The organism is Chroococcus sp. FPU101 (genome assembly GCF_017312365.1).
Taxonomy (GTDB): domain Bacteria; phylum Cyanobacteriota; class Cyanobacteriia; order Cyanobacteriales; family Microcystaceae; genus Chroococcus.
The window spans coordinates 1-25,820 of sequence record NZ_BLJI01000039.1; the positions used below are offsets into that span (position 1 = coordinate 1).

Genomic DNA, 25,820 nt, shown 5'->3' on the forward strand with positions numbered 1-25,820 from the left:
AGGTCAATTTTTAAAAAAATTTTTGTGAAAACAAAAACATTAATTTGGTCGGAGGATACTAGAGGAAATGTTTTCACACTCAAGGTTTATAAGAGCCAGGGATTAAAGTATATACAACAGGAGAGAGTGAAAACAATAACTTTGTACTGCTTCACTCTCTCAAAAAGTAAAGTTTAGTTTTATATTCAAGGTTTATTTGTCTATTTCTAGTATTTTTTTCAAGTTTGCTTCCATTTTTGGTGATGGATTCCGTTTTCCATTTTCCCAGAAACCTATTGAGGTCTGGGTAACGTTCAAACATTGTGCTAGTGTTCTCTGACTCCAGCCCTTTGTTGTTCTAGCTTCTCGAATCTGGTCACCTGTCAGTTTTGTTTTGCGAGTAGCTGATTTCAACTTTTGCTTGTTCGTAGACGGTTGAATTTTGACTTTGGCTTTGATAAGTTCTGGAATCGGTTCTGGAGGCTTAATGATAATCGTTGCTTGCAGAATTCGCTCTATGATTGTGATTTTCCGCCAGCCGGCTGGCTTAGGAAATTGAGAACTTGGCTGTAGCCATTCTGGGTAGGATTTATCAAACTGAATCTGCCAAGAGAGTCGAGAGAGAAGTCCCAACGCATTATCCCAACGTTGCTTTAGTTCATAAGCCTTACGCTTATCTAGAATAGCTTCATCAATAACAGGATGGGGCAGTATCGCTTTTAACAAAGTTTCAACTCGATATAAACCACTCTTATGATACCTACTCTCCATCGTTAGGTGGATTGCCAATCTGAGGGCGAGTTCCTCATGATAGGGGTCAATTTGGAGAATGTTTTGGGCAAGGTAACCAAATTGATAAAGTGCTTCTTTCATTTGGTTTCCCGCCTTATTTAGAAAGCTGTTAAAAATAAGACCTGGTTGTATTGTTATATAAACTTCTTCGGGTTTTTCGATTTTTCCTTCGATATTTAGCTGTCCTCTTGGGTCAACCACGATATTCCACATTCTTCCTACGGGTGTGCTAGCATTAATTCCTCCTTTTGGATTTTTTCCTTCTATCCAGACGGATTTAACGAGCAAACAATCTAACACAAAGGCAGTTTGAGCAATTTTGTTGAGCTTTTCATGAAGCGGTAAATCTGTTCGTTTATCCCATCCTAAGTATTGAACTATATCAGTAGCTTTTAAGGTAAACTTATTTTCCCAAGGCCGCTCATGATTCATGGTATGGGCAGCAAAAATGAGATGGAGTTTAACTGTATCAAAGCCGAATTTATCGATAATCTGCTCTGCCTGCTCCCAAGGGAGAATTTCAATATCTCCTGAATTGGCGATATAGTGTTCCACATAGTTCTGAGAATTTCTCTTAGATTGATGTTTGAAAAAAGCTAGACCATTACAATCTTTTTTCCATAAGTCTTTGCGAATTTGAGAGTTAAGACTACTGGTCAAAAATGCTCCCGTAGGAATCGGCAGAATAGGGGCTGTCAATTTGGATTCTAGATTAGAGTCTTGAAGGGCAGAGAACCGAATTAAATCCTCTTGATTCAATTTAAACATGAATTGATCGAGTTCTTGTAGAGTCAGAGTTTCCGCTTTGGTATTTTCAAAGATTAGATCGGCAATTTCTCTGGAATAGTGCCATTCCAAAGCTGTAAATTGTTCCGCAAAATTTTTGTCCACTGGATGGTTTTGTAACGTCGTGAATAAGAGTTGCTTTCTCATCTCAAAATCGATCACATTTTGATTTGAATAGAATGCTAAAGTTGCCATTCTTATTTCATGAGAAAGGGAAAAATGGAAGAGAAAATCATAGGCACAACATTTCCATATGTCTAGCTCCTCAAATAAAGGAGAAATAATTTGTTTTAGGCGTTGAACTAAATATTCTGTTAAAATATATTGAGGAATAGAATGATTCTCTTGAGTTTTGGCAACTGAAGTGATATAAAATTTCGTTGCATCTAGCTCTTTTTGTTGTTCAGATTCAGCAGCTTTAACTTTGTATTCATATAAATCAAATAGGGTTTCTCGGAGAGCGTAAGCAACAGAGAAAAGTAGACCTGTTTCTTCACGAATATATCTTTCAACTTCTAAAATTTTTTCTTCGTTAAAATTAAAAGTAATATTAGAGGGGTCATAGATTAAAGCTTTCATTTTCTCTTCGACATCCTTTGAGTAGAAGGAAGTAAAAATTAAGGTACGGACTAAAATCTCACAAGCTCATTCTACAAGCTTAATAAGATTATTTTGATGGGGCAAGGGAACATCCTTGTCATTCACACAAATAGCCTCTTAAATTCTATCTAGGCTTCCGTCCAAAACTTTTCTATTGACACCTGAATATTTGGAAAGGCAAGAGGAGTAATACCCCCTTTACTGATAATGGAGGAAGCTTGATAGTCATCCCCAAGCGGTTGTCGGAAAACGTAAACTTGCGCTCCTTTGACATCAACTACCCAATACTCTTGAATTCCTGCTCTTGCATAGGCTTGTTTTTTCTCACTCAAGTCATAATCTAAAGTTGATTGAGAGATTTCAATCAACCAGAAAATCTCCGATGGTTGGGGATGGCGAGTTTTGTATTGTTGTCGGGGCAATTTGCAGATAGCTAGATCAGGTTGGGGTTCAGAATCAGCTAGTGTAATGGGGTGAGCTTCGCGGACTAAAGCCAGTTCTTGCAATAGAGCTTGTAGGTACTTAGCAAAGCCTTCAGTCACAAAAGCATGAAGGGGCCCTTCAGGAGGCATCTCAATAATTTCTCCAGCAATGAGTTCTACTTTTCGCCGATTTAAAAAGCCAGTGTCGATTAGACGATGATAATCTTCTACTGTCCATTTGGCTAAGGTTTTCATGAATAACCTGTCCTCAGTAATGGGTCAGTCTAGTTTGTCCTTGTTATCTATAATAATGGCTTTGTTAGTGAACGATTTTTTTCGTTGGCGATTCATTCTGACCGCTTCCTGTATCACTCTTTCTTTGTATCCAAAGTGGAGAGCTTGTACGGGAGCTAGTCTATTGAGCAAGGGGGTCAGAACGCCTGAACCTTTTTTTCTGGGTAAAATCGGAAACATGAACGCACAAAGCCTTCACCTCTGGCAATCCGTCAGTCTCAAGAAGATTTTCGTAAAAATTTGTCTCTAGATCTCACTCGTAATGGGAAAATGATTCGTGAGAAACATTTCTTGAACGAGTTATTATGTTGCCCAAACTCGAACACTCCTTGCCCGAAAACCTGAAGCTCACTGAGCCGATTCCTTTGACGCTCCATCCAGCAGGGGTCTACTTATCTCTTTTGAGTGAAGGGTCAAGACGAACGATTCGCTATTCTTTGAGTGCGATCGCTTCAATTCTGACCAATTCTGAATGTGATGCCCTGACTCTGGATTGGTCGAAGCTACGCTACCATCATACGGCAGCCATCAGAGTGGCGTTACTAGAAAAATTCGCTCCTGTGACGGCTAATAAGATGCTGTCAGCTTTGCGGAGAGTGTTACGGGAGGCATATAGATTAGGGTTGATGCAAGCGGAGGATTATCAGAAGGCGGTGGATTTTCCTAATATTAAGGCTGAACCTGAACCGAGGGGACGTTCTCTGGCGGGAGAGGAAATTTCCGCCCTGCTGGCCACTTGCTCCTCTGACAGTCCCCTTGATGTAAGGGATGCAGCGATTATAGCGATGTTGCGGGGGACGGGAATACGTCGTTCAGAGTTGGTGAAGCTGGAATTAAAAGATTTTAAGGCCTTGTTAGGGGAGTTAGAAGTACGTAAGAGTAAACGGGGCAAGAGTCGCAAAGTTTATTTGCCCATAGAGGCGATTCCTTTTGTCGAAAAATGGTTATCCGTGAGGGGCCATGAACCAGGGGCGTTATTCTGTCGAATTCACAAGGGAGGGCATTTACATTTAAGTCAGATGCACCCTGATGCCATTTGGCGCATTGTGCAGAAACGGGCCGCGATGGCGGGTTTAGAATTTTTTTCTCCCCATGATTTCAGGCGGACGTTTTGCTCTGACTTACTTGATGCAGGGGTAGATATCGTCACGGTGCAGAAGTTGGCGGGTCATGCCTCGGTGGTGACGACGGCGAAGTATGACAGGCGGGGTGAGGAAACGAAGCGTAAGGCGGTGCAATGTCTATCTATGTGGAATGATGATTAGTGGAAGTTTGAGCGGACTACATAAGAGTGAATACGCCTCAGTCGGCTAATTAGGTAGAATCTAGATTATAGATTCTAAATTCTTTAATCAATATTCTAGAAAATGTGGCGATTGTATTAGTCTTCCTGTTCTGTATTCTCATCATACTCAAATGCTCGGCACCCTTGATGTTCAAATGTTAATAATCCGACTCTCGGACTATTAGGGTTCATACATACCCCCCAATCAAATCTCAAAGATCCTTCAAGGGGAAGGAAATATTTACACCCACATTCCACAATCTGGCCCCCAATCTTCATCACGGCTTCTCTTGCCATAGGGTTCAAAATCGCTTGGGAGTTTTTTGACAATATTTAATAAATGTTGGTGTATTTCTGTCATACTTTATAATACAAGATTTTCTCCCTTAGACGCTTGTCGTTCGGGATGATGATTGGCGATCAAGAACGCTCTTTCGTGTAAGACCACCGCCGACCGAGATGAAAGTCGAACGCAAGAAAAGCATCTATAAAGGTGCATTCCGCAACTCTCGATTAACCGCATTCGTCAGCATACACTTTTTGTAGGACGGCTACGTTCTTCCGACTCATCATGTCCAGCTTTTACCGACATCACAAAAGCCGATTGCCAAGACTTCCCTTAAAACTGATTAATTGATGATTATATAATTTATACCCTTGGAAAAATGTCGGACAAAGTAGGACAGCCTCGCCGTTCACCGACTTTAAAAGTCGGTGAACGGCGAGGTGCCTTCCGCACCTTCAATACAACAGACCTTATATGGAACCGATAGACCAACTCAAAAAGGCTGTCCTACTTTGTCAAAACTTAATGAATCCCTTTAAATCATTTAAACGATTTATTTGATATAAACTGTATAAACTGTTTACTTGGAAGATGACGGTCTTCCTGTTTTCACTTTAGCCAAACTATCGATGAGTGAGAGCAGTTCGTTATCGCTTAACTGGTGGAGAGCATGAAGCCCAGCACGGATGACCTCACTTTTGGTCACGTTGACGGCACTCAAGAGGCACCGTTTCTTAAGTGCAGCGATCAACTCGTAATCATCGCTAGGTAAAGTGAAGCTGTCTCGGATGACTCGTTCTTTTTTAACTTCTTTAGATGGGCTGTCCTGGTCTTCTGCTAAGACGACCCCCTCAAGGCGGTTGAGTGGGTTTTGGCCGCCTAAGAGTGCTTCGGCTCGTTCAAACCGAGTTTTGACCGCTTCATCTTCAGCGTGAATTGAAGCACTCAAGGCTGACTTCATGTTTTTCCTGACCATATGGCTAACTTGGTGTATGTGAACGGAAAGGGCAAAAAACGACATAGAAACGAACTCATTCAATAGGCAAGCTTTTTGAGTTAATTGTTGAGTACCACAGATAACTTTTATAGTTTTAAGCTTGCCTTATTTTTAAGAGTTATCCTCTAAAACTATATTAACTGATTAAATGATTAATATAGTACAAACTGTATAAATAGTTCTATCAATTGACTGGGAGCAATGCGAAAAAGTTGGGGAAAGAGGGAGAGCCTAGAAAAAGCAAAAAATATGAAGAAATATGTCTAAAGATAATTATTTTAAAAAGAAGTGTAACAAGATTTCTGTAACTAACTCGAAAAATCGAAAAAACTTTTTTAAAATTCAATATTTGAGCAGAGTTAGAAAGAAAAGAATCCTCAACAAGCAAAGTCCTTCTCACTTGCTAGAGTTAAAGAAAACTCAAGATAACTAGCCGTAGAGAAGGACACCTCAATGCTTAATAAATTCTCTTCAAATTTAACACAAGTTCTCTTTAACTTTCAAGACAAGGTGAGTCCACTATTTAACATTGAAGACCTAGAAAACTTTAATGGTGTGGCCTTAAAAGATTTAGAACAAAAGTTGTGTGAAGAAGCTTTAATCTTAGTGGGAGAGTGCCTAAAAATTTTTCTTAACCATCTTGTTTCCCTGCCTGAAGTTCATCAAGTAGCTCAAGAAAAAACTCAAGGGTGGTGGCGAAATAAAACTGTTCCTAATGGACGAGTTAATCGGAGCATTACAACTTTAGGAAATGTTCAAATCAAATTGAAAATCCCTTATGTTGTGGAAAGAGATAGTACACAACGGTTTAAAAACCTCTCTAAAAACTTACCGCATCAAGGATTTTGTCCGTTGTTAAGATGGTTAGCTCTAGAAGAAGGAGTAACCCCTTATGTCTGGGCAACCGTAGCTAAATATGGCACAATTAGTCATTCATTTGAAACTGCCCAAAAAATTTTAATAGATTGGGAAATTAACTTAAGCCTGAGAAGAATTGAAAGATTAACTTATCAGTTTGGTCAGGTAGCTTTAAATCAAAGAAACCTGGAAGTAGATTCCTATTTATGTGAAGAAATGATTTCAGGAGATGAGTTAAAAGGTAAACGAGTCGTAATTTCTGTAGATGGAGGACGGACAAAGGTTCGCAATTCGCTAGGAAAAAGTCCCAACCCAAAAACCAATTATTTTCCTTACAATACGGAATGGGTCGAACCTAAATTATTCACCATTTACACAGTAAATGAAGCAGGAAAGAAACTAAAAAAAGGAGAAATATCAGTCGTCAATGATGGTACTTTCGGTAACTTTCGAGATTTGTTAAATCTCTTAGAAATGTACCTTTTTAAGATGGGAATTTACCAAGCTAAACAAGTTCTTTTTATTGCGGATGGATGCGAATGGATTTGGCTCCATATTCCTCCTTTACTCAAAAAGTTAAATTGTCCAAATCAAACCTATTTTCTTTGGGATTTTTACCATGTCTGCGAACATATTTCTCAATTTTCAAATTTAGCTTTTTCTCAAGTGAAAGAGCAGAAAGAATGGTTTAAGAAAGCTCGTCGCCTTCTTAAAGATGGCTCAATTTCTTTGCTTTTACAAGAAATGAACCAAATTCTTAACCTCGCTACCGACTCCCAAAAAGAAAATTTAATTAAACCGATTAATTATCTGACTAAGGGATGGCAGAACGGCTGGCTTAACTATTCTTTGATTTTCCAAAAACATTTACCGCTCGGTAGTGGTGCAGTCGAAAGTTTAATTCGTCAAGTTGTTAATTTAAGACTGAAAGGAAATGGAAAATTTTGGTTGCGTCATCATGCTGAAATTCTACTTCACGCTCGTTGCAAATGGGTAGCTAATGCTTGGACACAATTTGAAAATCTTGTTTTGACCGCTAGAATTCATCCTTTTATTGCCTAAAATTAGAGCAATATTTTCTTGATTCTCCATCATTAATTGGCTCTTTTGTTCTTAATTATAAATAGTTTTTCAATCCTTTAAGATAGCTCTTCCTTTAAGGCAGCCCGAGATTTTTATGGGTACTTTTCTAGAAGAGAAGCTTGTTTTCCTCTCATTTTCGACTTTTTCATTTTCTAACGCGAGCTTCCCAACTTTTTCGCATTGCTCCCCAATTGACTTAACCCAAGGAGTGTGGCAGAATCGGAGAAACGCTATAAAATATTTAAACTATATAAACACTTTTTACGGTTAATACTGTTTATCTCATGCCAGCGAAAATTCTTGCCGTCGTTAACCAAAAAGGGGGAAGTGGCAAAACCACGATCAGTATGCAACTAGCAGGTGCTTTAGCTCACCTTCAGAATAAGGTTCTGGTGGTAGATGCCGACCCGCAGGGAACGGCGACCCGATGGGCGGCAACGGCCGCTGATGTGACTCCTTTTCCCGCTTCGGTGGTGGGGTTGAGTGCTGCTTCTTCTAAGGTTCACCGCGAGGTGAAGAAGTTTGTCGATGACTACGACTACATTATTATCGACTGCCCTCCAGCGGCGGACTCTCCTGTGCCACAGAGTGCATTGCTGATTGCTGACTTAGCTCTGGTGCCTCTGATCCCGTCGCCGTTGGATATGTGGGCGGCGGTGGGCATTCGTCAGGTGATTGAGCAGGTCAGTGCGGTGAATGAAGATTTGCAATCCCGTCTGGTGATTAACCAGTGTCAGCCACACACGACCCTAGCTCAAGAAATCCTAGAGATCCTGCCTTCTTTCGGCATTGAACTGGCAAGAAGTTATGTGCGCCAGCGACAGGTGTACCGTCAGGCGGCGGTGTTCGGGCAGACGGTGTATGATTTTGGCAGTAAGGCTAAAGAGGCCATCTCAGAAATTCAAGCCTTGACGGATGAGGTTTTGGCGATTTTGCGCCCTCACAACTCTCAGGAATTTTGAGCGTGACTATCAGGAGTGACATTAGGTTCAACGACTTGGGCTAGAACTATGGCACTTGCACCGCAACAGACCAAGTCGTGTAGGCGATCGTCAGCGCACCTGACACCAGCACATAGACGGCAATGGCAGGTGATACGTCTAGGTGGGGCAAGTTTAAGATGGCGATGAACAACGCCAGAGCCGCACTGTGGGTGGTGGTTGTCGTGGCTAACGTCACGCGAGTAGATGATTCTCGTCCACCCAGGAAATGTCCGACCCAGAGTGAAATTACTGCCAATAGCCCAATGACGATGAGCGGAAAGAATCCAATATTTAAAACAGCATCTAGCTGCTGTGCTAAAACCCAGAGTAGCAAAATACAAAGCAGAACGTTAGCAGCCTGAGTGAGCAGAGTCTCTAAATTGTCTGCAAAGTCTGACCAGCAGTAACGAACCGTAATACCAAGCATTAAAGGTAGGAATTGAGCCACAGCCAGTTGCTGCACCACTTTAAATGGTGAAATTTGCATTTCTGGTGGGAAAAATTCTTGCAAAATGGTGATTGTTAGTGGAACAGTAATCACAGCTAATAGAGAAACTGTTGCTTGCAATGCGATCGCATAGGATTGCGCTCGGTTGTGTTTGGGTTGGTACAGGGTTAACGATGTACCAGGCGCAATTGCGATCAGAATTAATCCAATCTTGACCTCTTGTGGTAGCTCAAAAGAAAATACTACCAATGCCACCAGTATTGGCACCACAACGATGATCGCCAGAATAGAACGATTGAGTAGCCCCGGTCTTTGCCACAATGAAAGTACCGCTTCAAGCCTTAGCGTTATTCCCAAAGACAACATCAGCGAGAACAACGTCAACTTAACTAAGTTGTGACAGAGTAATGTAGTTGAGTCGCTCATAGAAAACATTGCAAGTTAAACGACATTACAGCTAGAAATAAAATGGGGATTAATGAGCAAAGTATCAATTGCTTTAGAATAGGAGAATAATCACCTGCCACATAAGATAAATTCATTACATCAAATAATGACAGAATTGATGAAGTAGAGTCCGAAGTTAAACGCCTCATTTGAGAAGTTAAGCAAAAGATAAGGATTCTTTTAGGGAGTGTTGATAACTGAATCACAGAGGGTACGATCGCTTTTTTGCAAATCAGAATTATTTTGTAAATAACCCTTAATCCACTCACAGCCAAGCTTCAAAACATTCTCAGAATGAATGATGGTGTTGAGATCCCAAATAATAGCCGTACTGTCAGCACTTGCCGAGATGACCTTACGACCATCGGCACTGAACGCAACTTTATTCACTGTCCCAGAGTGGCCATTCAAAGTAGCTACCTCCGTACCGTTTGGTAGCCACAGTTTAACAGTGCGATCGCCAGATGCAGAAGCAATCAATGTATGAGCAGAACCATCAGCATATCGTGCATGGCTGGTATAAGCTACACTTAAAAGCGGAGCTTTGTGTTGAGCGAAAGTGGTTAACAGCGTGCCATCTGATCGCCAGAGCTTGGCTGTACCATCCACCGATCCAGAAACGATCTGCCTTCCATCTGGACTGAACGCAACCGCCCGAACGATGCCTTGATGACCTTTGAAAGCTTTTAGCAGCTTACCATCCAGGCTCCACAGTTTAACTTGATTGTCATTACATCCAGTCGCGATCGTTTGACTATCGGGGCTGAAAGTAACTCCACCCACGATCGAAGCGCAGGCTGAAACCGTTCTTACTAACGTACGATTGCGATTCCACAGCGTAAATTTGCCTCCATTAAAATTACCAGCTGCGAGATATGCTCCATCAGGGCTGAACGCAACCGTTCGTTTAGGGATTAAAGTAGTTGTTGACCCTTTTAACACGTTAAATAAGTTGCCATTGCGATCCCAAAGCTTAACGGTTCCATCCCAACTAGCTGTGGCAAACTCTTTGCTATTCTTACTAAAGGCAATATCTTGAATTTGAGATTCATGGGCATCAAGAGAACGCAGCAAAATTCCTTTTTGATCCCACAGATAGACTTTGCCGTTACTGGTACCCGTCACAATGCGTTCTCCGTTTGGACTAATCGCTAATCCAGTCACTTCTACGGGGTGACGAAGAATTCTGAGAAATGGCATTCCTCCAAGTTTCCAAAATCGCACCGTTTTATCTAAACCAGATGAAAGAATCGTTTTACCATCTGGGCTAAACGCCACTCCTCGAATCTCACCGTTATGTCCCCCAAAGGTTGCAAGGGTTGTCCCGTCGTATCGCCACAGTTTCACTGCCCCATTCATGTCAACCGATGCAAAGGTTTGACCATCTGGGCTAAAGGCAAGATTGGTAAAACCACCCCTGGTTTCTAGCGTTTTGACTAATCTGCCGTCAGATCGCCACAGTTTAATGGTACCATCTTGTTCTGCCGACACAATTAAATTACCCGTAGGGCGATAAGTCACACTGGTGACCCCTGTGTGATGCCCACTCAAGGTTTTGAGGAGTGTACCAAATGGAGCCGATGCGCTACCGACTCGCCAAATTCTAACTTTGTTATCGTAAGCACCCGTTACTAATGATCGACCATCGGCACTGAAATCAAGACCAAAGACAAGACCCTTATGAGGCAGGGTTTTTAATAAAGTTCCATCCCGCTTCCACAGTTTAACGGTTTGATCGGGACTAGCGGAGGCAATTAGCGAGCCATCTGGACTAAAAATCGCTCGCCACACACCCAGTGGATGCCCTGCGATCGTCTTCAACAATTTTCCGTTCAGATTCCAAAGGTTAATTTTTCCATCTCCTCCAGCCGACATTAAAACCGAACTGTCAGGGCTAAAGGCAACACTCCAAGCACGATCTTTGTGTCCTTGGATGGTAATTAGATGGGAACCGTTGGCTCGCCAAAGCTGCACACTCCCGTCGAGGCTGGCTGTGGCGACATAAGCACCATTGGGGCTAACTGCAACACTATTAACGCCACCCTTAAACCCCGATATCCGATTCGATTCGATCGCTCCATAGACGGCCTGCTGCAAGGTTAACTCAACTTGCTGATTCAGTGACTGTGATTTAGTTTGAGCTATGGGGGCTGGGTCAAGTTCACGTTGTCGCTCCGATCCTCGATTGTTCCGCTTGAGAGCTTGCAGTCCAATTTGCGCTTTCATGGCTTGCACCAGTGCATCTAACCGCCGCCCAGATGCAAAGAAGGCTTCTGAGGATGAGGTGAGTGTTTGAATCTCGCTAGTGCGTAGCTGCTGTTCTCGCTCTAACGCCTGACGATACTGAGCAAAGATCGCCAATCCTAAACCTGTGGAAATCAACAGGGCAACACTAACCAGCGACAAAATTAAGTTCTGCTGTCGAAGGTTGCGTTGCTCCAGTCGATTTCGGGTTTCCTGCTGTTCTAGTTCCTGACTTGCTGCCAAAAAGCGATAGTCCAGATCGCTCAAACTCTTGCCGTCTGCCCATGCTAACGCACTCCTCAAGGATTGTCCTCGCAACAGTCGGGACTGATCTTTCTGCTTAGATACAACCCAGGCATTAAACGCCTCTGAGTAGGGGCGTAGGGCGGCAAGCTGTTGCTCAATCCAAGTTAAAGTAAAAATCTTTTCGTAAATGGGACACCTGACTTGCAGATATCCCTGCGTTTGAACCACCAATCCAGATAAGAAAAGCTCAATCTGCTCACGGCTATCATCCACTTTGATCCGATCAGATTTGAAAAATTGTTCTTCAAATGCTGATCGACCAGACTGTAAAATTTGCTGATAGAGAGTAAGCATTCTGGCAGCCTTTTGCTCGTTACGCTCAATTCGATCGTGAATGGTGCGGAGATGCTCAGGATTGTCTTGAGTCTTCCAGTTATGAATGATTCGAGATTGCACCAATTGATCCACAAGATCAGCACAATCAATGGCAACTGTTTCATTATTTTGTAATCCTAAACGGCTGTCTTGCTGACTCTCGACAACTAACTGACATAGCTTTTGCGTTAAAAAAGGTTGCCCGTTTGTCCAATCCAAAATACGCTCAAGAGCAGCTTTTGGCTCGCTGACAACTCCGACTAATCCTTTGACTAGCGGCTCTACCTCGCTTGACTGAAACCCGTGTAGCTTGATCGCTCGACCAATATTAAAGGGGGTACGCTGGCGATCTTGCATTAAGTCAATTGGAGTGGCGACCCCAAATAACGCAAATGTTAAACGTTGGTAAGCTGAATTAGCCGCTCGCTGAATATAGCAAGAGCGGATGAAGGCAAAAAAATCATTGACGGGAAAACTGAGACTGAGAATACTATCAATTTCATCAACAAAAATAACTAAGCACTCATCAGGAAAAGCAGGCAGCAGAATCTCGTCAATAAATACACTGAGTTGTTGAATGGGTGAAAGATCATCAACTTGCTGTTTCCAAGTTTTGAGATTAATCTCTAACTCAAAACTGCGCCATAATTCTAAAATTATTCCTCGATACCACTGACTCAGCGAAACCGTTTCGCTGCCAATTCGGGTCATATCGAGAAAGGCACTCCGATCCCCCTGCGCTGCCAATAGGCGACGAGTGCGAAACAGTAAAGACGACTTCCCCATTTGGCGAGAATTGAACACATAGCAGAACTGTCCCGCCATCAAGGCCTCAAATAGTTCGGTATCTGCTTGACGCACCACATAAGTAGGTGCATCCACTGATAAGCTACCACCAATACAGTATTGATAGGGACTCATCCAACTACCTAGAAATTATTAATTGATCTTAATACACTTGCCTTAATTCTGAGGATTCAAGCTTAATTGAGTGGCAAAAAACTGTTGATAGAGCTTGCACATTGGTTTAGCTTGGCAAACATCGTCAAATTGAATCAGCCCCAAGCTTTCTAATTTACGGGCGATCGCAAGCTCTAGAACAACTCCTGTGTTTGCTTGCACAACTCGCTTAAACGCCTCTGCTAATCCTGCTCCCGCTTGTAAGCTGGTTAAACAATGATTCAAATGACTAGCGTAGATCCCAACAGGTGTAGCCGCTTTGTTGAGCAGATCGGGTAAAGTAGATTGACCACTCCAAAGATGATAAAGTGCTAATTGGATTAGGTAAGGATGTCCATTGACTAATTCCATCAAGGGTGGCGCAACTTCACTGGAGAGACGATAAGTCTGAGCGAGAACCTGAACGTCTTCTAAGGTTAATTGCGGTAAATTGATCGGCAATCCCACATTAAAAGGAGATTGATTGAGATTCAGGGGGACGTAAATCTCAGTAGAATAGCTGAGGATAAAGCGGAGTTTGTGTAGTGCTGTACTGCTTTTTGCTTCTTCGTACCAAGAGCGTAATAAGGGAAAAAATTCCCGAAAAATCACAGGATATTCAAAAACACGATCAATTTCTTTATATAGCAGAACAATCGGGACACGAGCTTCTTTGAGTAAAACCTGTTGCAAATAAATAGTACTACTGATTTTACTCCCCGCTTCTGCATCCCAGTAATCATCCAATTTAGAGGGAAGTTCAAGTTGATAACTCAGAATGGTACAGAACCAACGCAGAAAGTGATCGATGCTAGAAAATATAGTCTCATCTGCTCGTTGCAAATCGATCTCAAAGATGCGGTAGCCAAGCGATGTTGCATGATTGAGTAATCGCAGCATAAAAGAACTTTTTCCCATTTTTCGGGGAGCTTTAATTCTAATTAAACCTCCTGACTGGCTAATCTCAGAAGATGCTCGTGTTTGCAGTATGGGTTGTTCGATATAGTAAGGAGAATTGAGGGGAACGGGGCCACCAGGAAATTCGGGAGATTGTCTTTGCTTTGGTTCGGTTGCTTTTGGTTCATTGCTTAGACCCACTGGCTGAAATAGGCTTTCCTGTTGAGTCGCTGGGTGGTAGTCTTGAAGTTCTAGCTCAAGTTCTAATGACTGAAACAGGATCTTGAGCGATCGCTCATCAACCCCGATTTGTTGCTCAACGATTTTTTTAATCGTCGTTGAGTGCAATCCTTGAGGATCGATGAATTGAGTTTGTCGAGCTAGGACTTGCAGCGTAAATTTATAGCCTTTCTGAGACTCTAATCGTGACAGTTGAGCCTGTAGCTTATGTCTGCCAGCCTCGCTGAGAATATATCCGCGATATCGTTTGAGTTGTCCCACTGCAAAATTCTTTTAAAGCCTGATTTTTATTGCAATGATGGCATTATTGCATAAACAAAGCATTAAAGAAACAGCAGCTAATGAGATCGCTATGAAAACTGCAATTTTAATGAGCCTAGTACCGTTATTTAATAGTCTCTAAAATTTCAAAAGATGATAAAAAACGTTAAAATTACTCTCATCAGCAGACATTAATAGATTAATATAAAGGCAATTTTCATATAAATAAGTCATTAAAACGATATCTCTTTCATACACTTTTGACCAAAAACAATCATCTTCATTCCCGTCTGATCTTGCTGGGCTTACTAAAAGACCAAATTATTATAGATTTTTGATTCATTTTTAATTTTTTCAACCTGATAAATATCTGTTTTTAAAACTTAGTAAATTTCACAAATATTAATAGTAAAATTAATATTTTGCAATCAACTTCTACCTATCTCTGAGTTCCTCCAGATCAAATTGCTCAGACTAAAATACCAATAAAGGCAAACACACCGACTAAAAATAACGCAATTGCTACCACAAAACTGAGGGATAGGCGTGAGGAATAAGTAAAATTACCACGATCAATGCGTTGCAAATCCTGACGATGACTGATAGCCGCCGATAATAAGGCTAGGGTGCCAATAGAGATAAAGGCAAGACCTAAACTACGAGATAAACGTAGCGGATCGATTTTGTCTCCTAGTGCTGTATGGAGGGCAGTTACGACTCGATCAATGCCGAAACCAAAGCTGATTAATGATAAACTGGTGCGAATCCAAGCCATTAGGGTACGTTCAGCAGCCGCTCGATTACGCTCTTTAGCAAGTTCGTTAGTGAGATTCATAATGTTTATTTTTAAAGATTGATTAAGAGCCAAATAAACGACGGAACACAAGTGCCTCAATCTCCAAACCACTAATGATCCATTCAATGCCCAGTGCTAACTGCAATACCCCTAGCACAAATCCGAAAATTTGCAGGGTGATCAGCCTCAAGATCCCCAAAATCGGTCGGGCTGCCAACATACAGATTAGATTTAGCAACATCACCAGTACCAATACTCCTATAACAACCAATGGATTAAAACCGATCTCCTGGGAGATCAACATTAGCACTAGGGCGATCGCTATCCCAAAGGGCGGTAAAATGGTTGGAAAGGTCAGGGGAGTGACAACCAGCTTTAGAGAAGGAGGGGAAACATCTTGGGGTCGAGAAGGTGGGTTATATTGAGTCATTACTAAGTTGAGTGCTACTAGGAACAGCAGAATACCCCCAGCAATCAGTAATGCGGGTAAACGAATTTGCCAAACGCGCACCATATTTTGCCCAAGCACTACTACTAATAAGATCACGAGCGTAGCGAGGCCAGCACTACGAAACGCTAACTGTTGACGTAGTGAGCGTTCGGCATTTTGGGTAAGCTGTACAAAGGACGGAATGATTTTGATCGGGCCTAAAGTAACAAAGAAAACGATGAATAGATTGATCAGTCTGATTGGGGCTTCAAGTGGGGTACGGGCGATCTGTTCGGCAATGCGTTGCTTGGGTAAAAGAGTTGGTTTAGCCTCGTTCAAAGGAGTAGGAGACTGGGCCAAGAGTACGTCAGTCGAAGTTTTTGAAGCCTGGCAGGCTGAAGTAGGACTAATCCCAAACAAGCAATCGGTTGCCTTCTGTTGTGCAAAAGACCCGTTAGGGAAAGCCCCTTGCAGAGCAAGCATCAAAAAGAAAATGGCGACTATACTAAATCCTCGCCGCTTTGCTTTTGGTAGACGGGAAACGATCGGACTGCACACAGAAAGTAACGAGTGCCAAGAGAAACTCAACCAGAAGGCTTTAGAAAATTGCAATAAGCGTTTGATGAACATAACCATCCAACCTAATCTGAAAAAATTTGAGCAAAGTCTTGTTTCATACTGATGATATGTCCACCCATTTTGGGCACTTTCTCCAAACCATCTCGTAGTGGACTAAGTGTGAAATTGCAATCATAGGCATATTCTCGTTCCGCATCATCATGATGCAGCAATAAGGCTAAATCGCCGTCGGAGTTGCCTACAGCTAGAATCGGAATGCGACCAATATGGAGGGCGATATTAACCACTTTTTCTTCACGATCATCAAAGCTTTTCAGTTCGGGCTGTTTGACGAGCAACGGCTTATTTTCTTGTATCTCAAGGTGGAGTTGACCACTGCTGCCAATGACTTGCTCTGGGGGAATGCTATAGATTGCTTCAGCAAAGGCACGAATAAACTCGATGCCACCTCCAGAGACAATAAAGTTCTTGAATCTGTTGGCCCGTAGGTACGCCATCAACTCTAGCATCGGCTGGTAGACGCACTGGAGATAAAGTGTTCCAAAACGAGGATGAGTGGCTGAGTTGAGCCAAGATTTAGCGATCGCTTGAAAGGCTTCTAGGGTCATGTCACAGTGGGTAGCAAAAAATAGCATTAAGAGTTCCTTTTTGCCAAAGGTTGCAAAGGTTTGCCAATCGCTTTCAATGACTGCTTTGTAAGGCTGCTGCGCTCGGAGTTCTGGTTGCTGTTCGGCAAGCTGACGGATGCGATCGTACAGAAAGAAGCCCTGAACTGGAATGGGCTGTTCGCACCAAAGCGTCCCGTCATTGTCGAAGGTGGCAATCCGTTCGGAAGGTGGCACATAATTAGGACTGGTTTCATCGGTGATAGTAGCCACAAAGTCAAGAATAGCTTGCTTGGTGGGGGTGTTGTTCCAGGAAGGTAAAACGTCTGCCATTATCTAATCTAGGTTAATCATGATTTAGTTTCACAAGCTATTCGCAATGCGCCAATCAATTGCAGGCTCTGAAGCATTTATCTGGCTAAAACTCGCACATTTTGATTGGCTTAACTGGCTCTCATCCTCCATCTTGGGTGATAGATTCGGATGCTTACTTAACCTGCTTCACGCCTGGCGGTGTCCAAGTGCCGTTGAGTGCTTCCGCCTTCGGCCAATACAGGCGAAGGTTCATCGTGAAGCGGCCGCTCTCTGGGGCTGGCAACCAGTTCGACTCTTTGTCTTTTCCAGGCGACTCTCGCTGAATATACAGGTCGAGTGAACCGTCAGAATTGAACGTGAGCTTGTCACGATCGCCGATCGCAAATCGGTCAATCGGGTTAGCAGTAAAGAGTTGACGCTCGTCGTACATTGTGAGTGACCAGAAAGCGCGGACTGGCGGGATTTGATCTTTCTCAAAGTGCAAAACATATCGCTTGTCGCTGTGCAACGGCTCGCCATTCTCATCGGTAAACACTGTCGGATAAATGGCATCCTCGATCAAATTAGCCCCCAGTCCTGCGTAGGCAACGCCCGCCCGATGTAGATAGTCGGTTCCGTAGCTGCCAATAGCAGTTAGGTTCGTCCGCCAACCGTTGGCGAATACCCCAGAGTTAGCCCACACCTGCTTAATCAGTTTAAGTGCGACTGCTGGAGCCGCGTTCAGAGCATCTTGCACCTCTTGCGGTGCATCAGCAAGGTTGAAGCTCTTTCCTGGTTCGATGCCAATCCGTTTCATGCGATCAACGATCGGATAATCATTGGCGTGCGGCGGGTTGTCTTTCATTAGCTCGGTAAACAGGGCGAAGAAGCTTGCTGCATCCATTTGATCAACCTGATCAGGTGGAGCGGTCATATCCTGATTCGGGTTCACCGTGTTCTTGGGTGGAGTGTACGGCTTGCCGTAAGCACTTAGAGGAACGGCACTCATGCCGTCTTGGAACTTCCGCACCGCCTCATAGTCGGGCTTGCCGTTGGTCTGTGTGCGACCAATTAACAATCCTGATGCGGTCGGGCTGCGATATTCTTTGACACCATCTGGCAAAGTTCCCCGCCACTTCGGGCCGACGATCGCGTAGGTAATTGCCCCTGTACCTGTGGTTCGGCTTCCTGGAGCCGTAAACACATCAGTCCAACAATCGAGCCAGGGGGTCAGGTAATACCGTCCGCCAGAGTCTGGGATGCTCACGACTATGGGTTCTTTGGAGACATTAAAAGAAAGTGCGCTGTAGAGCGTGTCAGCGTTCGGTCGCACAACATCTGTATAGGTGGCATCGGGAAACTCACGATTGTGGGCGATTTGATTGATTGGCGCACGGAGTCCAATGGGTTCGGCAACGTTACACCCCACATTCTGCGTCACTTGCATCATCACGAGGGGATAGGCGTAGATGTAGGTATCGCGTGCAATCTCGTAGATTTCCTCAATTGAATGTTTCATGTTCATCTCTGTTCTATCTCCGTAATAATTAATCTTCATTTAAGTGTTCACTCGCTCAAACAAAATATGTTCGTTTTGATGAACCGAACTGAATCAACTAACCTTCTGGAACGGTGGTGGGGCCCATGTGAGATCTAGAACTTCTGGGCGCGGTGAGTAGAGTCGCATCGACGGCTCGAATGGGCCTTTGGGTGCGGGGAGCCAGTTTGTTTCTTGATCCTTGCCTGGTGATTCGGCCTGCACATAGATATCGAGAGAACCGTCAGCATTAAATGTCAGCTTGTCGTAGCTACCGATCGCAAATCGATTAATCGGGTTCGGCACTTGGAATCCGTCTTTATCATACATCGTGATTGACCAGAAGGCGTTTGCTGGCGGAGTCTGGCCCTTCTCGAAGTGCAGTACATATTTATTTGCTCCACTTAAGGGATTTCCCTCGCCATCCACGAAAGCAGTTGGGTAAACCGCGTCCTCTGGCAGGTTACACCCCAGCCCGGCGAGCGCAACGAAGGCACGGCGTTTGTAGGAAGTACCATAGGTACCCATGTTCTCTGTACCGATATTCCAGCCGTTGATAAAGGCCCCCGCTTTCCGCATAGCTGCGGGCAACTCTGCGAGCGCGTCCTGAGCCGCCTTGTTGATGATGGCGATCGTTTCTGGGTCGAGCGACTTAGCATCGAACGGCTTCCCTGGTTCAACGCCAAATCTCTTTAGGCGGAATAGGATCGGATAATCATTCGGGTGCGGTGGATGTTTCACCATCAAGTCTGCCAGTCGCGTCAGCATGGTAACGCCGTCGAGTTTGTTGACTTGGATCTGTGGAGACGTTGTATTATCGATGGTGGGGTCAGTCGGCACGTTCGTCGGTGGTGTGTAGTCCTTGCCCCACTGCGAGAGAGGTGTCAGCTTGTAGCCATCTTGCACTTTATGAACGTTGGCATAGTCAGATTGGCCATTGGTCTGCGTGCGACCGAGAATCCAAAGCGTCGGTGTTGGAGCCACGATCGGAGTAATACCTTCTGGTAATTTTCCATTCCAACCCGTCGATACAATGGCATAGGTGCCAGCTTTCGTACCAGTCGTGCGGCTACCGACGACAGTAAACACGTCCGTCCACATATCTAACATTGGCAGGAGGTAGTACCGCCCCTGCGTGTCAGGAACCGATAGCATGATCGGTTCTTGGGAGAGGTCGAGCCAGGCGAAGGAATAGAGCGTATCGAAGTTGAACCGAACTACATCTTTATCGTCTGCCTGCGGGTAGCTCCGCACATGAGCGAATTGGTTGATCGGCGCACGCATATTAACTGAGGCTGCGTCTGGCACATTGGTCACTTGACGCATCGTCATGTCCATGCTGACGAGCGGATAGGCGTAGAAGTAGGCTTCCTTAGCAACGGCGTAGATCTCATCGGCTTTCTCAACTGAGTATTGCATATTCATCTTTAGTGAACCTAGTAAGTTGACATTTGAACGTATCACTCGTCGAACCAAAATCACCTTAGAGGTGAAGAGAAATCTTAAAAGGTTAATAGATATATACTTTTAGTAAGAATGTATAGCTTGTCTCTACACATCGTTAAAAGGTCTAATCGATAAATATAATTTTAGAGGGAAATCTGAGAAATTGGAGCGAACTTACTCTTAAGTAATCCTACTATCTATTGAAGATAAGCAAAAGTTAAACGTGAAGCTGCTTTTTCTTGAAGATACGCAAAAGATAAGTAAAAGATAAGCATTTTATTTGGGAAAACTGTTGTTATTTAAGGATTTCGGCAGAATCTGATAGGTTTGCGTTACGGACTTTAGTTAAGTTATATTTTAAACGAAAAAATACTTTTCAAATTCTTGTTCGCTATATATAACTATAGAGCATAGTAAATAATATTACAGAGCATTAATTTTTGACACAATTCTAACAACAGTAATCTTATTTCTTAATAAAGTGTGAAGAGTGAAAACAATGAAAACTTTTAGTAAAAGCGTATTATTTATTTTAAGTGTGCTAGTAAACATTAACCCATTGCTCAGTTTTTCCTCTAATGCTGCTGCTGAGGAAGTCTTAAAATTGCCCTCAGCAGATTTCTCGCAATTTCAAAGCCAACAGTTAGCGACTTTTCCTCAAAATCGCCCAATGGCGCAAATCACCAATGTTTCTCAATTGAGAGATGTCGAGCCAACTAGCTGGGCTTATGAAGCACTAAAATCTCTAGTAGAACGCTACGGATGTATTGTTGGTTATCCAGATCGCACCTTTCGAGGGTTACGGGCTTTGTCTCGTTGGGAATTTGCGGCTGGTTTGAATGCTTGTATCAATACGCTAGAGCGTCTCTTACAAGAAAATATGGTTATTCAAAAAGAAGACATCGATAAGCTGAAGCGTCTAGCTCAGGAGTTTGAAACTGAGTTAGCTGTTTTAGGAACTAGAATCGACAATCTGGAAAATCGGGTCGCCTTTTTGGAAGACCATCAGTTTTCGACAACCGTTAAACTTTTTGGTAACGCTATCTTTGCCATAGCAGATGTTTTTAGCGAAGATGACAGTAACCAAACTGTCTTCCAATATCGAGCTAACTTGAATTTTATTTCCAGTTTTACGGGTCGAGATGTCCTTTCGATCAGTATGTTTGCGGGAAACGCCCCTATCGCTAGAAGAGATGGATTAGATGTTTCGACAACTTTTAATTTACCTGGTATAGAAGTTCCCATTCCTGGAACGAACCGTAGCATCGAATTTTCTTCACCCGAAGGGACACTCTCCTCTCAATTTGCTGCCAACACGAATAATAGCCTTCAAATTTTAACAATAGGTTATAGCTTTCCTGTAGGTGATTCGCTAAATATTGCTGTGCTATCTGCTTTAGCTCCTTTTCAGTTATATACGCCCCCCCTTAATCCTTATTTAAACGACAACGATAGCGGTAGGGGAGCAATCAGCGTATTTGGTGAGTATAATCCTCTTTATACCCTGGTCGGCGGTGGTACTGGAGCGATTCTTAATTATAAAATTGGGAATAACCTCCAACTCACGGCTGGTTATCTAGCTGACGGGCTATTAGTCGGAAATCCAAGTCAAGGCAATGGGCTGTTCAATGGCGGCTATGGAGCGTTGGGACAACTCACTTGGAATATCACTAACAATTTTGCGATCGCAGGCGTTTATATTAATGACTATGCCCCTGCTGGAAGATTTGGATTTAATTACAATGCCCTCGGCGTAACTGGAACGGCTGTCGCCAATACTCTAGCAGGTCAAGATATTCTAGGAGCCGAGCGATTAGGGTTCGAGCAGTCTCCAGTCATTACCAATGGTTATGGATTTCAGTTTAACTGGCAGCCTAGCTCAAGATTTTCCCTAAGCGGCTGGTTTAGTACGTTTTATCCCCGTCTGATCGGTAAAGGAGACGGTAATATTCTCACCTATGCCCTAACCTTTGCCTTCCCCGATCTGGGTAAAGAAGGCAATCTTCTTGGGTTAGTCGTCGGAGCGGAACCCTATCTGACCGATTTCGATGGGGGCAATCCTATTGATTTTAAAGTAGATGTACCTTGGCACCTTGAAGCATTTTATCGCTATCAAATCACTAATAGTATCTCGGTTACACCAGGGCTAATTTGGCTCTTAGCTCCCAATCAGGACAATAATAATCCTGATGCTGTGATTGGGACAATCAGAACTACATTTCAGTTCTAAAATAATCTTAAATTATTCAGTTACTTAAATGACTCATTTAAAACTCACAACTCGTGTTCATTCTGATAAAGGTTTAACTTAGGACTACAACTCATTATAGAAACAACGAAACGTGAAATTAATAAGTGCAATTACTTTCAAAAGTTGAACTTTTTAATAAAAGATAAGCTAATCAGCCATCAATTAAATCATTAGTCAAATTCAAAATAGCTCCTCATCGCTGTAGCTGATTTTTTGTTTGATTAACTTGTTCATGTTGCTTCAACAAAGATTTAGCATAACAAAGAATAATCTCTTGGTCTTCAATCGTTAAATTGAACTGACTCACCTCAACAATTCCTCCCGCTTTTCGATTATCCTTTGCTACAAAAAGAGGTTTATCACAATCATAGCGAGAAATGCTTAAAATGTTTTTCCTTTCCTCAATTCGATAAATTCTCCCTTCAAAATAACGTCCTTCTTCCCCTATTTCTCCTTGTCCTTTCAAAATATACTGAGCCGAATCATAAATGGCATAGCCTTGTTTAATTTGTGCTAAACGCGCACTAATAAGAGGCAATTTTAGGTCTTCTGCTAACTGATTCATCGCTTGGGTTTGAGGCTCTTCCTGCCATGCTAAATAAGCTTTGGCAATTTTCTGCCAACTTTTAAAGTCGGCTTCGGCTTGTTTTCTTTCTAATTCTTTCTCATCAATTTCATGTTGTAGTCGTTCGAGTTCCCGTTGTCTTCTCTCTATCTCAAATGCACTTACGCCTCTTGGGTGAAATAAAGAACGAGTTGGCCCTAAGTCCAATAGTTCTTGCTTTAATGTTCTTTGTTGTTTTTCGATTTTGGCTTTCTGTTGGGTTAATTGGTCAAGACGTTGTTTGAGCGTTTCACCTCGATTCAAACTGGGTTGGCGAGGACTGTTTTTCTGCCATTGTTCAAGTTGCTTAACAGTGGCTAACAGTTGAGCATCGGTTAATTGTAATAGTGAATTTTGAGCATTAGAAGAAACAGGTAAAGCAGTTATAGAGCGTTCGTCTTCTTCCTCCTTGTCAATGATTTCTTCTGATGTTTGTAAAAGGAGAATATTTTCTCTCTGTTGCTGTAATGTAGAAATTGGTACACTTTCTACCGTCTCATCTGGGGTTTGGGATTCTTCATCAAAAGAGGGTAACGACTCTTGAAATGAAGCTGTCACCGACAAGGTTTTCTTGTTTGTCTGTACTTCTGTTACTAATTTCTGTCCTTGAAGGGCTAAGGCTTTGAGGATTCCGTCATCTCGTTCAGGGATGTAGCTAATGCCTAATTCACTTTGCAACTTCGGTAGGGAATATTTATGACGGCTTAATTGATTTCCTGCCAGGGTTAGCCATTGGTTTTGATTGTCAATATTTTTCTGATTTAATTGAATACTGTATTTGATTCCTCTGACTTGACCGTTTGCGTGATAGCAGACTTGAGCTAATACACCTAGAGGGGCTAATTGTTCGATGAATTGAGGTAGAGTAGGCTGATTTTGTGCAACTTCATCAATAGCACGACGCATCTTTTCGGCGGCGGGGAGTCCATCTTTTTCTAATCGGTCAAGTTGAGTACGGGTGAGAGCTTTGTTTTTCGATTCCCAACTACAGGGGACTTGTTCTAAGCCAAACCGTTTTTCTAATAATCTAGCTGACCACTCCGATTGTGGGTATTGCATCCATGTCTTAATGGCATGGGTGGTAATTTCATTGATACGACTAGCAACGATGTGAATGTGATTGTGTTCTCTATCGTGGTGTCGGGCAATAAAGAAGCTGTATTGATGGATTTTGTCGTTCAGAAATTGGTCTACTAATTCATTGAGTTCTTTTTCACCGATGCGCTTAGAGGGATTGGTGAGTTTAGCTTTTTCTCCAGTTAGTTCTGAGAGAACGACGACTGTGGCGAAATGTCTTTCTCCAAGACGGGCAAATTGGTCATTGCTGAGGGTTTCACGGTGGGGCAATGATAACATGAGGTGATAACAAGGAGCTTGAACTTTGGGGTTAAGGTAAGAAGAAATTTTAAATTCGGCTACTAAAGTATTAGTATCTAGGCCAATCATGTTACCCCCGATAATTTGGGCTTTTTCTTTTTCGATAACGTATCGGGTGGTTCCTCTAAAGCTTGAGTTAGCTTTGGTTTTGGCTATCATAGAGAGTGAGCAGGTTCAATTATCTGTTATTAATGGCTTATTGGGCTTAGGATTCTAAAACGTCTTGAAGGACAATGATTGATAGATTAGGAACCTGTCGAATTCTTCTATCATTACTTAAAAACATCGTACTGCCTGTATTTAAGGCTGTAGCTACATGAATGGCATCAGGGGTTCTTAAGTTGGTCGTCGCCCGTAGCTGGGCCGCTTGTGTCAGGATAGTTGAATTGATCGGAATTAGCTGCATTTCTCCGTTTAACATAAGTTCCCTGTAATCATTGACTAACGCCGAATCGTTATTTTTTAGAGGAACGATTAAAACTTCCATTAAGGACAGTTCACTACTAATTACTTCTATCTCAGAAGCTTGTAATGAGAGCCAGAGAGGTCGTAAAAGCTCACGGTAATCGGGATGTGCCTCAACACTGTAAATTAGAATGGCACTATCAATGTAAACCTTAGCATTGGATGGCAAGTTTAATTGTCCCATGCGTCTCGCTCCGCTTGAATTTCTAGATCGATTTCTTCAATAGAGCGTCCTTCGGGACGACGACGATGGATTTCGTCGAGGATGTCTATAACGGAACGGCGAGACGGGGAAAGTTTGGGAGAAGACATAATGATGAAAACATCAACATCTTCTCCAACATTAGCTTGAGGCAGTTCAAGCTCAATTTTTCTCCCCTGGGTGACTTTAGTTTTGATATGAATGGCAGACTGCATAATTGACTCCTTTAATTACTCTTGGTTAATCATCGTTGGTTAGTCTAAACTCATCTACAATCTCTCGACGCAGTTGATAGATCTTCTCCGAGAGTTGATTAAGCGTACTAAGATATTTATAAATCTCATCGGTGAGCGGTTGTTCTCCCGTCTTGAGCGAACTTTGTATCACTTGAGTCTGTTGTTTAAGAGTGGCTTCTATACATTTAAGATGATAAAGCGTTTCTCGGTTAACCAGTGGCATGACGGTTTTCGGTCTGGAGAGGGGATAGTCGAACAATCTGGCTCTGATATAGTCAGATAGAACGATTCCACAACATCTTTGCTGTAAACGTTCTTTTTCTGCCTGGGTAACTTTAAAGCTGATGGTTTGATGTCTACCTTGCTTAGAATCTTCTTCAATTAAGGAGTTTGACTCTAAAATGGTAGAAAGAGCCGTTTCTAATTCGGTTTTCGGATTAGCGTCCCTCATAATTCCTTTTTCCCCTTCCTCAAAACTGTTTGACTCCCAAGGGTTCTAACGACTTCTAACACGGTTAAAAACAGGCTAGCATTAT

General features: G+C 42.8%; 19 protein-coding genes. 4 read left to right on the forward strand and 15 right to left on the reverse strand.

Going from position 1 to position 25,820, the window contains the following annotated elements; translation table 11 throughout:
* Positions 1–192: 192 nt before the first annotated feature.
* On the reverse strand, positions 193–2,136 hold the full coding sequence (locus CFPU101_RS21585) for a helix-turn-helix transcriptional regulator (protein WP_242578160.1): 1,944 nt from the start codon (positions 2,134–2,136) through the stop codon (positions 193–195).
* A 149-nt stretch (positions 2,137–2,285) separates the two neighbouring features.
* Positions 2,286–2,834 carry a Uma2 family endonuclease gene (locus tag CFPU101_RS21590; RefSeq protein WP_206817471.1) on the reverse strand — a complete coding sequence of 183 codons (549 nt, stop codon included), beginning with the start codon at positions 2,832–2,834 and terminating at the stop codon, positions 2,286–2,288.
* 344 nt (positions 2,835–3,178) lie between these two features.
* Here CFPU101_RS21590 and CFPU101_RS21595 point away from each other — a divergent pair, with 344 nt between their 5' ends.
* Positions 3,179–4,138, forward strand: a complete 960-nt coding sequence (locus CFPU101_RS21595) for a tyrosine-type recombinase/integrase (RefSeq protein ID WP_206817473.1) — start codon at positions 3,179–3,181, stop codon at positions 4,136–4,138.
* Positions 4,139–5,024: 886 nt separating this feature from the next.
* Here the strand turns inward: CFPU101_RS21595 and CFPU101_RS21600 are convergent.
* On the reverse strand, positions 5,025–5,405 hold the full coding sequence (locus CFPU101_RS21600; RefSeq protein ID WP_206817475.1) for a hypothetical protein: 381 nt from the start codon (positions 5,403–5,405) through the stop codon (positions 5,025–5,027).
* A 489-nt stretch (positions 5,406–5,894) separates the two neighbouring features.
* Between CFPU101_RS21600 and CFPU101_RS21605 the strand changes: the two genes are divergently transcribed.
* A complete protein-coding gene (locus tag CFPU101_RS21605; protein ID WP_206817477.1) occupies positions 5,895–7,361 on the forward strand; it encodes an ISLre2 family transposase in 1,467 nt (488 codons plus the stop codon).
* A gap of 305 nt (positions 7,362–7,666) precedes the next feature.
* Positions 7,667–8,344, forward strand: coding sequence for a ParA family partition ATPase (gene parA, locus CFPU101_RS21610; protein WP_206817479.1), 678 nt, complete (start codon positions 7,667–7,669; stop codon positions 8,342–8,344).
* 46 nt (positions 8,345–8,390) lie between these two features.
* On the opposite strand, the gene CFPU101_RS21615 is transcribed toward parA, so the two are convergent.
* From CFPU101_RS21615 to CFPU101_RS21650, 8 genes are all read right to left on the reverse strand, one after another.
* Entirely contained in the window at positions 8,391–9,248 is an 858-nt protein-coding gene (locus CFPU101_RS21615) for a bile acid:sodium symporter family protein (RefSeq protein WP_307730469.1), read from the reverse strand.
* Positions 9,249–9,440: 192 nt separating this feature from the next.
* A complete protein-coding gene (locus tag CFPU101_RS21620) occupies positions 9,441–13,046 on the reverse strand; it encodes an AAA-like domain-containing protein (protein ID WP_206817483.1) in 3,606 nt (1,201 codons plus the stop codon).
* A gap of 42 nt (positions 13,047–13,088) precedes the next feature.
* Positions 13,089–14,462 (reverse strand): AAA-like domain-containing protein, encoded by a 1,374-nt coding sequence (locus tag CFPU101_RS21625; RefSeq protein ID WP_206817485.1) that lies wholly within the window; start codon positions 14,460–14,462, stop codon positions 13,089–13,091.
* A gap of 469 nt (positions 14,463–14,931) precedes the next feature.
* A complete protein-coding gene (locus CFPU101_RS21630; RefSeq protein ID WP_206817487.1) occupies positions 14,932–15,297 on the reverse strand; it encodes a YidH family protein in 366 nt (121 codons plus the stop codon).
* A gap of 22 nt (positions 15,298–15,319) precedes the next feature.
* Positions 15,320–16,318, reverse strand: a complete 999-nt coding sequence (locus CFPU101_RS21635; RefSeq protein WP_206817489.1) for a MarC family protein — start codon at positions 16,316–16,318, stop codon at positions 15,320–15,322.
* A gap of 11 nt (positions 16,319–16,329) precedes the next feature.
* Entirely contained in the window at positions 16,330–17,205 is an 876-nt protein-coding gene (locus CFPU101_RS21640) for an HAD family phosphatase (protein ID WP_206817490.1), read from the reverse strand.
* A gap of 154 nt (positions 17,206–17,359) precedes the next feature.
* On the reverse strand, positions 17,360–18,724 hold the full coding sequence (locus CFPU101_RS21645; protein WP_242578161.1) for a DUF1254 domain-containing protein: 1,365 nt from the start codon (positions 18,722–18,724) through the stop codon (positions 17,360–17,362).
* A 54-nt stretch (positions 18,725–18,778) separates the two neighbouring features.
* Complete coding sequence (locus tag CFPU101_RS21650; protein ID WP_242578162.1) at positions 18,779–20,128, reverse strand: DUF1254 domain-containing protein; 1,350 nt, start codon at positions 20,126–20,128, stop codon at positions 18,779–18,781.
* Between the two features lie 520 nt (positions 20,129–20,648).
* On the opposite strand from CFPU101_RS21650, the gene CFPU101_RS21655 reads away from it, so the two are divergent.
* A complete protein-coding gene (locus CFPU101_RS21655) occupies positions 20,649–22,379 on the forward strand; it encodes an iron uptake porin (protein ID WP_206817492.1) in 1,731 nt (576 codons plus the stop codon).
* Positions 22,380–22,593: 214 nt separating this feature from the next.
* Here the strand turns inward: CFPU101_RS21655 and CFPU101_RS21660 are convergent, their stop codons facing one another.
* The 4 genes from CFPU101_RS21660 to CFPU101_RS21675 are packed head-to-tail and all read right to left on the reverse strand — an operon-like array spanning position 22,594 to position 25,735.
* Positions 22,594–24,540, reverse strand: coding sequence for a relaxase/mobilization nuclease domain-containing protein (locus CFPU101_RS21660; RefSeq protein ID WP_206817494.1), 1,947 nt, complete (start codon positions 24,538–24,540; stop codon positions 22,594–22,596).
* 46 nt (positions 24,541–24,586) lie between these two features.
* Positions 24,587–25,030, reverse strand: coding sequence for a PIN domain-containing protein (locus tag CFPU101_RS21665; RefSeq protein ID WP_206817508.1), 444 nt, complete (start codon positions 25,028–25,030; stop codon positions 24,587–24,589).
* Complete coding sequence (locus CFPU101_RS21670; protein ID WP_206817510.1) at positions 25,018–25,263, reverse strand: hypothetical protein; 246 nt, start codon at positions 25,261–25,263, stop codon at positions 25,018–25,020. Before CFPU101_RS21670 ends, CFPU101_RS21665 begins: the two co-directional genes overlap by 13 nt.
* Positions 25,264–25,288: 25 nt before the next feature.
* The gene (locus CFPU101_RS21675; protein ID WP_206817512.1) at positions 25,289–25,735 is read right to left on the reverse strand and encodes a hypothetical protein; all 447 of its coding nucleotides are present in this window, start codon (positions 25,733–25,735) and stop codon (positions 25,289–25,291) included.
* Between the last annotated feature and the right edge of the window lie 85 nt (positions 25,736–25,820).

Coding starts and splice junctions, on each gene's coding strand:
- CFPU101_RS21585 (WP_242578160.1), bottom strand. CDS start 2,136: ATGAAAGCTTTAATCTATGACCCCTCTAATATTACTTTTAATTTTAAC.
- CFPU101_RS21590 (WP_206817471.1), bottom strand. CDS start 2,834: ATGAAAACCTTAGCCAAATGGACAGTAGAAGATTATCATCGTCTAATC.
- CFPU101_RS21595 (WP_206817473.1), top strand. CDS start 3,179: ATGTTGCCCAAACTCGAACACTCCTTGCCCGAAAACCTGAAGCTCACT.
- CFPU101_RS21600 (WP_206817475.1), bottom strand. CDS start 5,405: ATGAAGTCAGCCTTGAGTGCTTCAATTCACGCTGAAGATGAAGCGGTC.
- CFPU101_RS21605 (WP_206817477.1), top strand. CDS start 5,895: ATGCTTAATAAATTCTCTTCAAATTTAACACAAGTTCTCTTTAACTTT.
- parA (WP_206817479.1), top strand. CDS start 7,667: ATGCCAGCGAAAATTCTTGCCGTCGTTAACCAAAAAGGGGGAAGTGGC.
- CFPU101_RS21615 (WP_307730469.1), bottom strand. CDS start 9,248: ATGTTTTCTATGAGCGACTCAACTACATTACTCTGTCACAACTTAGTT.
- CFPU101_RS21620 (WP_206817483.1), bottom strand. CDS start 13,046: ATGAGTCCCTATCAATACTGTATTGGTGGTAGCTTATCAGTGGATGCA.
- CFPU101_RS21630 (WP_206817487.1), bottom strand. CDS start 15,297: ATGAATCTCACTAACGAACTTGCTAAAGAGCGTAATCGAGCGGCTGCT.
- CFPU101_RS21635 (WP_206817489.1), bottom strand. CDS start 16,318: ATGTTCATCAAACGCTTATTGCAATTTTCTAAAGCCTTCTGGTTGAGT.
- CFPU101_RS21640 (WP_206817490.1), bottom strand. CDS start 17,205: ATGGCAGACGTTTTACCTTCCTGGAACAACACCCCCACCAAGCAAGCT.
- CFPU101_RS21645 (WP_242578161.1), bottom strand. CDS start 18,724: ATGAAGATTAATTATTACGGAGATAGAACAGAGATGAACATGAAACAT.
- CFPU101_RS21650 (WP_242578162.1), bottom strand. CDS start 20,128: ATGAATATGCAATACTCAGTTGAGAAAGCCGATGAGATCTACGCCGTT.
- CFPU101_RS21655 (WP_206817492.1), top strand. CDS start 20,649: ATGAAAACTTTTAGTAAAAGCGTATTATTTATTTTAAGTGTGCTAGTA.
- CFPU101_RS21660 (WP_206817494.1), bottom strand. CDS start 24,540: ATGATAGCCAAAACCAAAGCTAACTCAAGCTTTAGAGGAACCACCCGA.
- CFPU101_RS21665 (WP_206817508.1), bottom strand. CDS start 25,030: ATGGGACAATTAAACTTGCCATCCAATGCTAAGGTTTACATTGATAGT.
- CFPU101_RS21670 (WP_206817510.1), bottom strand. CDS start 25,263: ATGCAGTCTGCCATTCATATCAAAACTAAAGTCACCCAGGGGAGAAAA.
- CFPU101_RS21675 (WP_206817512.1), bottom strand. CDS start 25,735: ATGAGGGACGCTAATCCGAAAACCGAATTAGAAACGGCTCTTTCTACC.